The sequence below is a fragment of the Rhodococcus sp. MPR-R1B genome, from assembly GCF_058793255.1.
Map to the genome: position 1 here is coordinate 1 of NZ_JBXAFO010000060.1, position 6960 is coordinate 6960.

At 60.5% G+C, this 6960-nt stretch carries 9 protein-coding genes; 1 reads left to right on the forward strand and 8 read right to left on the reverse strand.

Annotated features, from left to right (window positions below; genetic code table 11):
• A partial coding sequence (locus tag AC1Q61_RS32425; RefSeq protein WP_492651459.1) for a hypothetical protein occupies nt 1-510 on the forward strand: 510 nt, incomplete at its 5' end.
• A 9-nt stretch (nt 511-519) separates the two neighbouring features.
• On the opposite strand, the gene AC1Q61_RS32430 is transcribed toward AC1Q61_RS32425, so the two are convergent.
• The 8 genes from AC1Q61_RS32430 to AC1Q61_RS32465 all read right to left on the reverse strand — a co-directional run.
• Complete coding sequence (locus AC1Q61_RS32430) at nt 520-1695, reverse strand: DUF6545 domain-containing protein (protein WP_075835698.1); 1176 nt, start codon at nt 1693-1695, stop codon at nt 520-522.
• Complete coding sequence (locus AC1Q61_RS32435) at nt 1692-2225, reverse strand: hypothetical protein (protein ID WP_052959773.1); 534 nt, start codon at nt 2223-2225, stop codon at nt 1692-1694. Before AC1Q61_RS32435 ends, AC1Q61_RS32430 begins: the two co-directional genes overlap by 4 nt.
• Before the next feature lie 38 nt (nt 2226-2263).
• A complete protein-coding gene (locus AC1Q61_RS32440; protein ID WP_317629226.1) occupies nt 2264-3244 on the reverse strand; it encodes a nucleoside hydrolase in 981 nt (326 codons plus the stop codon).
• Between the two features lie 156 nt (nt 3245-3400).
• Nucleotides 3401-4153 (reverse strand): hypothetical protein, encoded by a 753-nt coding sequence (locus tag AC1Q61_RS32445; RefSeq protein ID WP_047269119.1) that lies wholly within the window; start codon nt 4151-4153, stop codon nt 3401-3403.
• Nucleotides 4154-4352: 199 nt separating this feature from the next.
• Nucleotides 4353-4778 carry a hypothetical protein gene (locus AC1Q61_RS32450; protein WP_075835694.1) on the reverse strand — a complete coding sequence of 142 codons (426 nt, stop codon included), beginning with the start codon at nt 4776-4778 and terminating at the stop codon, nt 4353-4355.
• Nucleotides 4779-4967: 189 nt separating this feature from the next.
• Complete coding sequence (locus AC1Q61_RS32455; protein ID WP_047269121.1) at nt 4968-5657, reverse strand: hypothetical protein; 690 nt, start codon at nt 5655-5657, stop codon at nt 4968-4970.
• Between the two features lie 55 nt (nt 5658-5712).
• Nucleotides 5713-5838 carry a hypothetical protein gene (locus AC1Q61_RS32460; protein ID WP_256938233.1) on the reverse strand — a complete coding sequence of 42 codons (126 nt, stop codon included), beginning with the start codon at nt 5836-5838 and terminating at the stop codon, nt 5713-5715.
• A 133-nt stretch (nt 5839-5971) separates the two neighbouring features.
• Nucleotides 5972-6960 (reverse strand): DUF4192 domain-containing protein (locus AC1Q61_RS32465; protein WP_492651458.1); only part of this gene is annotated, 989 nt, incomplete at its 5' end.

Sequence of the window (6960 nt, forward strand, 5' to 3'; positions counted from 1 at the left end):
CCCTGCCTGGAAACAGTTCTTGCTCGTGTCGTCGATTCGGATCAACTTTCACAAGCTCATCGGTGGATTCAGGCTAAGCTGATGGTTCTGACCATGGAACGGAGAGAGCTCATGTCCTCACGGGTTTCCCTCGCCGAGCGACTGCAGGTCTTGTTTCGGGTATGGCACCCAGCTAACGAGAGCGAAGAAACGTCGACGGACGCTGCTGCAGCGATCAGCGCTGCTGGACACCAGGTATCAGCTGAACAGATCGACGCCCTGCGATCTGGTGCTCAGACCGAAGCGGATCCAGATTTGCTTACAGCGATCGCCGTGCACTTCCGGACGCCCGCGAAGTATCTGCTCGATGACGATATTCAAGATCTGCACGAACAACTGCTGCTCCTCGAGCAGTTCCGGATGCGGAAGGTGCAGAGCATTCAGCTTCGCGGAGAACGCACTGATGCCGACCGCAGGGCGTTGCTGCGGGTGCTCGGAGAGGGTTCGGATAGCCCCTCAGCGGCCAGCTGAGGTTCCTTGTCAGGGGATATGCGCGTGTTCCTGTTCGCTGATGCTCGATTGTCGGAGGCGGCCGGCTAGGGACCAGTGCTGGGCGATGAGCATCATGGCTGCGATCGCAGATTCGGTGTCGTCAGGGGCGACCGGTGCAGTGGCAATCGGAGCCTTTTCATCGAGTGGGCTGAGACCGCGTTTACGTCGTTCAATGGCGTTCTGCAGCTGAGCTGCCTGATAGACCGCAATCGCTTGTGTCGGTGTGAGTCCTAGCTGGGCGAGTTGATCGTCCCAACGTCCATCGTTGATGGGTTCTGCGTAGTGGTTGAGTCGTTGGACAACGTCGAAAACCTCGCTGGTCACCCTCAGCTGACGTTGACTGTCAGTGAGTGTCCGCCGGTCTCGGATTGTTCCGAATACGAGATCGGGTTCCGTCCGTGTGATCGTCTTCCACAGTCGGTGGATTCTGAACTGGTCCCACAGTTCCCGACGCATGTCCGAGCGAAAAAATGGGAGCCCTGACAAGGTGACGGCGACGAGCATCATTACGGCGAATAGCCACCCGTTGGAGTTCGATTTCGCTTCGACAAGTCGTTCTCCTTTGCCGCTTCCAGTCAGGATGGCGACTGCCAGCATCTGCAACGATTCGACCAGCATGGACACGAAGAACACGATTACGCCGATCACGGTTACTTTCGTGGATGCGGTTCGGATCCGTTTCCAGCTTCGGAGATAGTCCAGGGTTACCCGGCCTAGTCCGTACGCGGTGAATGCGGCGTAGATCGCGAAGTAGGCCACTGCTTGCCAACCGCCGGTGAGTTCGACTGTTGTTTCTGCGGCGCGTGCTGGCGCCGAGAGGACGAGCAGGAGCACCCCGAGTGTGGTCGCGATGCAATAGAGCGTCGGCTGTTTCCAGTGGGGTTCGGTGGGATCCCAGGAGTTGTAGACACCGACGAGGGCTGCCACCGACCACAGGATCAGGATGTGTACGAGTGTCCGGGTGAGCGTCGGCCCGAGTATCGGGTTGAGAACTGACGCGACGGTGGGGTCTTTCAGGGTGAGCGCGATGCACGCGAAGGTCAGTGCGTGGGTTAGTCGAACGTCGTAGTTGTTGAACCTCAGCAGTGTTGACCGCGCTGCCAGCACCGACCACACGAATAGAAGGATGAGCGCGTGCAGGGGGGCGGGGATTGTGTTGGTCATCCGTCTTCACCTCGGACGAATGTGTTGAGCATTCGTGTGTGGCGGGTGTCTTGGATATCCCCGACTGCGCGATCGATGAGCAGTGTCGCGAGGTATTCAGCTTCGTATTCACTGCGAGCGGAGAAGCCGCTGCGTCCGAGTATCCCGCGGACCGCGTCGGGATCCAGGCCTGGTAGCCATGCGGACAGCCCTTCGATGTCGATCGACGTGGTTGGTGGCCCTGACTTGGCGGGAACTGGTATCTCGAGGTCGTGGTCGAGCAGCATGTGGCCGAGTTCGTGGCAGATGACGATATCGATGTGCCAGGACGGGGAGTCCTCTGGGTAAAGCAGGTAATCGGTTTCGTCAGAGCTGACCCACAGGCCGCATACTTTGCCTTCCATCACGTGTTGTGGCACTGGGGAGAGCACTATCGGGTGTCCGCGATCGTGTGCGATCTGTTCGACCAGTTTCCGGCTGTCCCAGGGATCGGGCAAGGTCAGGTTGTCGAGCGCTTTCCGCACTTTGCGTTTGGATGCCGTTCGAAACATGCTGCCACCATCGCCTTTCGAAGAACTGTGCGTTCCGTTCAGTGCTTTCCCGAACCTGCGAGGGTGCGGGCGACTCGGTTTCGGATCGCGGCGTAGTCGAGGTCGGTTGCCATCTGGTGCACTGCGGACCGATCGTCAGGGTAGTGCCCCCACAACGCAGACCGGCCGTCGGCACTGTGTACTTGTGCGGTAGCCGAAACGCTGGACAGGATCACCGTGGGATCGAGCATGACGGACGTGGCGACACTGTCGTGGGAGGTGTAGATCGGCTGCTCAGCGCCGTATGTGTTCGTGCAGTAAACGTGATAGTCCTCGGTGATGGTCTGAATGAAACGCGCAATATTCGATGTCGACGTGAGGGTTTGCAGATCTGCCCACCTCAGTCGTAGTCGGCCTGTGACGTCCATGCCTACCCAGGTCACTGGACCGGGTGTCGCAGCCACTGTCGCGGCGGCGGCTGGGTCGTGGTTGGTGTTGGTATCGCCTTTGGCGAGGAATTTCGGTTGCGCGGCGGCGACGATTTCGCGGCGATCGGCCGTGCCCATTCCGCCCATGATGGTCACTGATCTGAACTGCCGAAGGATCGTCGGATCGCGAGTGATAGCGGCTGCAATGTTGGTAAGCGGTGCAAGACACAGCAGGTCGACCTGGCCGGGTCGTTCGCGTCCTGTCCGGAGGATCTGGTCGACGGCGGTTTCGTCGCTCAGTCGAACAGAGGGTGGCGGCTGGAGTCCGCGACCGCCGAGCCCGTCGCTTCCGTGTGGGGATGGTGTCGTCGGTGCTGGCCCGGGCCGGGGGCTCCCTACGCATACCGGGATGTCGGTGCGGTTGACCGCAGCGAGGACTGTCAGCACGTTCTGAGCGGCCTGGTGTTCGGTGCAATTGCCGAAGACGGTGCCGATGCCTATGACGGACGTGTCTGGTGCGTTGAGGGCTGTCAGTATTGCGAGCGCGTCGTCGACTCCGGTGTCGGTATCGACGAGTACATGCCGTTCCGGGGTGTTCATTTCGGCGGTCACGCGGCCCCTCCCATGTCTGTGCGTTGGCGTCACGAATAGTAGTGACTTCGCTGATCAGATCATTGACGGCCGTCTGGTGATCGTCGGACAGCGTCGTCGCGGCGAAAGCGTCCACCGATCTGACACCCGCCGTAGGTGCCAGATCAGTGGAGGTGTCTAGCTGATCAAGAAGCAGTCCGGCACGATCCGGTCGGCCTCTGCCCACTCGTCTCGGACGTACATCCTTGCGCTTCGCAGGGCGCTCACGACTTCCTCGAAACCGTCGCTGTCTGCGAGTGCCAGCAGGATGTTCGCTATCGCGTCCGAAGCGGCCTCCGTCTCGCTCCTCGAATCCCCGAAAGAGCGTTCGGTGTCGAGAAGTTTGCGGCCCGTCCAGATCGCCCGTGTGAGGCACGTTTCGGAGCGTTCACCGATCTCGACGCTGATCCGTACCGGGCTGGTGACCGCGACCGCGCGGGCGGTCTGCTCGACCCACCCGGCTACTGCATCGCTTCCTTGTGCGATCACATCGTCGGGTACGAGGTATTCGACCCTGGTCGCGACCGCAGTTGCGGCGCGGCTCTCTCCGCCGACCACCATGCGGTGCGCATTCGACGTGAACTGTTCCGTCGACGGGAGCGTGACTAGCTCGCCCGCATCGACGCCGACCGTTGTATCCAGCATGTCGCCGTCGTTGACGACGAACCGGATCGACTGTCCTTGCGGTGCGTCGACACCGACCAGCAGTGTTCCGGGAGTGACGTTCGAGCGGTGGGCATAGATCTTTGCGTCGACGCCTTCGACTCGAGTTTCGATCAGCCCGTCGGTGTCGGTGTCGGTGTGGTCGGCACCCGTGCCCGGGGCCGAGTCGTGGCCGGGTGTGTCCTGCTCTGCGCTTCCGTGCGAGCCGGGGTTGTTGTCGTAGCCCATTTCGTTGTCTCCTAGATCGTCGGGAATCTGACGCTTTCGATTCCATCTCGTCGATCTGATCTGTGCGGCAACGGGTTTGAATATCCAATGCCCCGGAAGTGCACTCGATGAGGATCTGCCCACATCTAAATTTCCGGGCAGCGAAACAGCTTTCACTACTTGCCCGACACAGGATGTCCTGTCGGGCAAGTAGTCGAAGTCAGGCGACGATCCGGGGTTCTTTGCCGCTGTAGACGACCTTCAACTCAGTCCCTGATCCGAGACCGTCGGTGTGCGAGGTGAGTTCGTCCGCGTACTCCTCCAAGAACGTTTTGGGGAGGGTGATCTCATCGGAATCGCCGTCGCAGTAGTCGACTTCCACCTCATCGGAGAAGAAATATCCGTTTTCCCATAACTCCGTGGTGAACCTAACTCTCCGAAGGCCCTTTCGCTCTCCCTGCTCGCCCACAGCGACCTCGAGTTCATCGAACAACGACCGTGGGTCATCCACGCCCAAATCGAGTGCCAGAACCGGCGCGAGGAGCACTCCGATCTCCGCGAGGACCGCCCGGTCGCGGACGGATTCCCTGAGAAGGTCCCCCAAAGTGGCCATAGCCGCGCCGCCCAATGCCTGTGTGTCACCCATGTCGATTCCTCCTGGACTGTTTCGTTGACAGACCCAGGATCAGGGTGCCGGCGCGAATGTGCGGCACCTTGAGTGTCTCGCCGCACCATCTTGCTTGTGCCCGGTTCCGTCGGACGGCTTCGGACAGGCTGCGCAATTGAGGCGTTGCCCGTCCCCTCTCCCCGGCGGGCAACACCTCAACTGTCCTGATCAGTGGTTCTGCGCACCAACCTGGTACACCTCCCACTTCACTCCCCCGGCATCGGCCCACTGCTCGAGTACGATGGCATCGTCTGCGGTCACATCGACAGCGCGCTCACCGAGCGCACCAGCATCGACCAGATTCTTGGCAGCCGCACGTGCCCATTCCGCAAGGATCGGGGTCGCTTCCGCCTCCGAACCCACCACCGCGACCTGGTCAAACATATTGTCATCATGGCCTTGCATCTGGACGACCCATGCTGCGGCGAGTGCATCATCGCCGTACACGATCTCGCCGGATTCTTTGCGAACCTGACCGCCAACTACGCGCAGTCGCCACCGATCGTAATCTTCGCTTTCGCAGGTGATTTCACCGTTAACATCGCTCTCCGCGAGAGCTGAAAGCACCGCGTCGATTTCGCCGGGATCGGAGTGAACCCCTTCCCCAGATACAGATACGATGTATCGACCACCGATCAGCGCATTCCACACCTCTGTGAAGTCGTCCGGATCTTCGGCCAAACCAAGGACTTTGGCCAACGCCCCAGCTATGACCGCACCCGCGTCTTCGTCTCCGTCGGGGGTCAGCCCGAGCGCGGAGATGTCTTGCAACTTGCCGACCGCGTAGGCCAGAGCGGCGCGCCCTTGATCGTTGTCCTGCACAGAAAAGTTCGCAGACGAATAGATGCCAGATCCCATGTCGTTCCTTCGCTTTCATTGACTACGAGTTGAGGTTCTGACGATTCCGTGTCGCTCACGAGTGCGCGTCACGGCATAGGTCGTCGGGTGGGCGGGCCTCGAAGTTGATCTGCACCAATCCGCCTGCCCACATTGCCTTCGAACTACGCGCATTGAGGACAGGGTCAGCCGCGTTGTCCACAGCTGAGCAATCTCCACCTAGGACAGCAGATGGGCGGTTACGACCGACCGAGAACACACGTTCGGCGGACCGAAGGCGAAACACCCTGTCCCACCGCCGATAGCGGCGGTGGGACAACCACTTCGGATCGCGATCAGTCTGGTACGACGATTCCGAGTTCCGCCAGAATCTGACGCGACGGCGCGAGTGCTTCCTCGAATTTCGTGGGGTGAATCTGCATATCGAGTGCGTACGCCACCATCAGGGCAAGAGAATGCTTGGGTGCTTCCCGCTGAGCTTCCTCGAGCGCCATACGCAACAGCGCTCCGTCGCATGCGAAGTAGGCGAGAACTGCGACAATCGTCGCAGCTTCGGCCCGTGCCGGTCCACAGACCCGACGCGTTACGTCCGCAAAGACAGCGCGTGCAGCCTCACGGCGCCCGGTCAGACCGATAGCCACTACCGCGTCGCGAACACGTTTGTTGAGCAAGCCGCCCGCCAGCTTCGCCACATCGGCGTCAGAGAGTGGGTGGCCGTTCATATGGCGGTCCATCGCGGCGAGAACAGCACGCACGGCCCGCGCCGCTCCTGCATTGGATGGGGCCTTACCTGCAACGATATTGGCGCCTGTGGCAGTTACTTCGATTCGCAGTTCTTCACGGTCGCTGGCTACACCTCGACCTCGTTCGATCAACGAGTCCAGCGCGGCGGGACATGTAGTTGGGTCGTCGATAAGGCCCTCAGTCTTGCTGCTGTGGTCGATCCATCGCTCACCAAACGCGATCCGATCTACCTTGATCGTTGCCGTCACGTACATTCCGTCGGCCAGGCATGCCGCTGCGACAGCGTTCAAGGCGTCGTCTCGCCGAGAATTCACGCCGATTCCGATCAGTGCCACCATGTCTGCACGGTCGTCCTCGTGGCCCACCAGACTCGAAATATCGTGCTCAGCAGCGCGTATTGCTGCGTCGAAATCGATCCGCACAGCTGCCGCGAGAGCGCCCTTTGCGAGTCTGACCACGACCAGGCATTCGTCCGGGGTGAAACCGAAGAATGCCGGTACAGCGGTGTCAACGTCGGATGAAAAGTGATCGGTGATCGTCGGACGAAAATTCACCACCCGGCTTGGATTTAGTCCCTGCT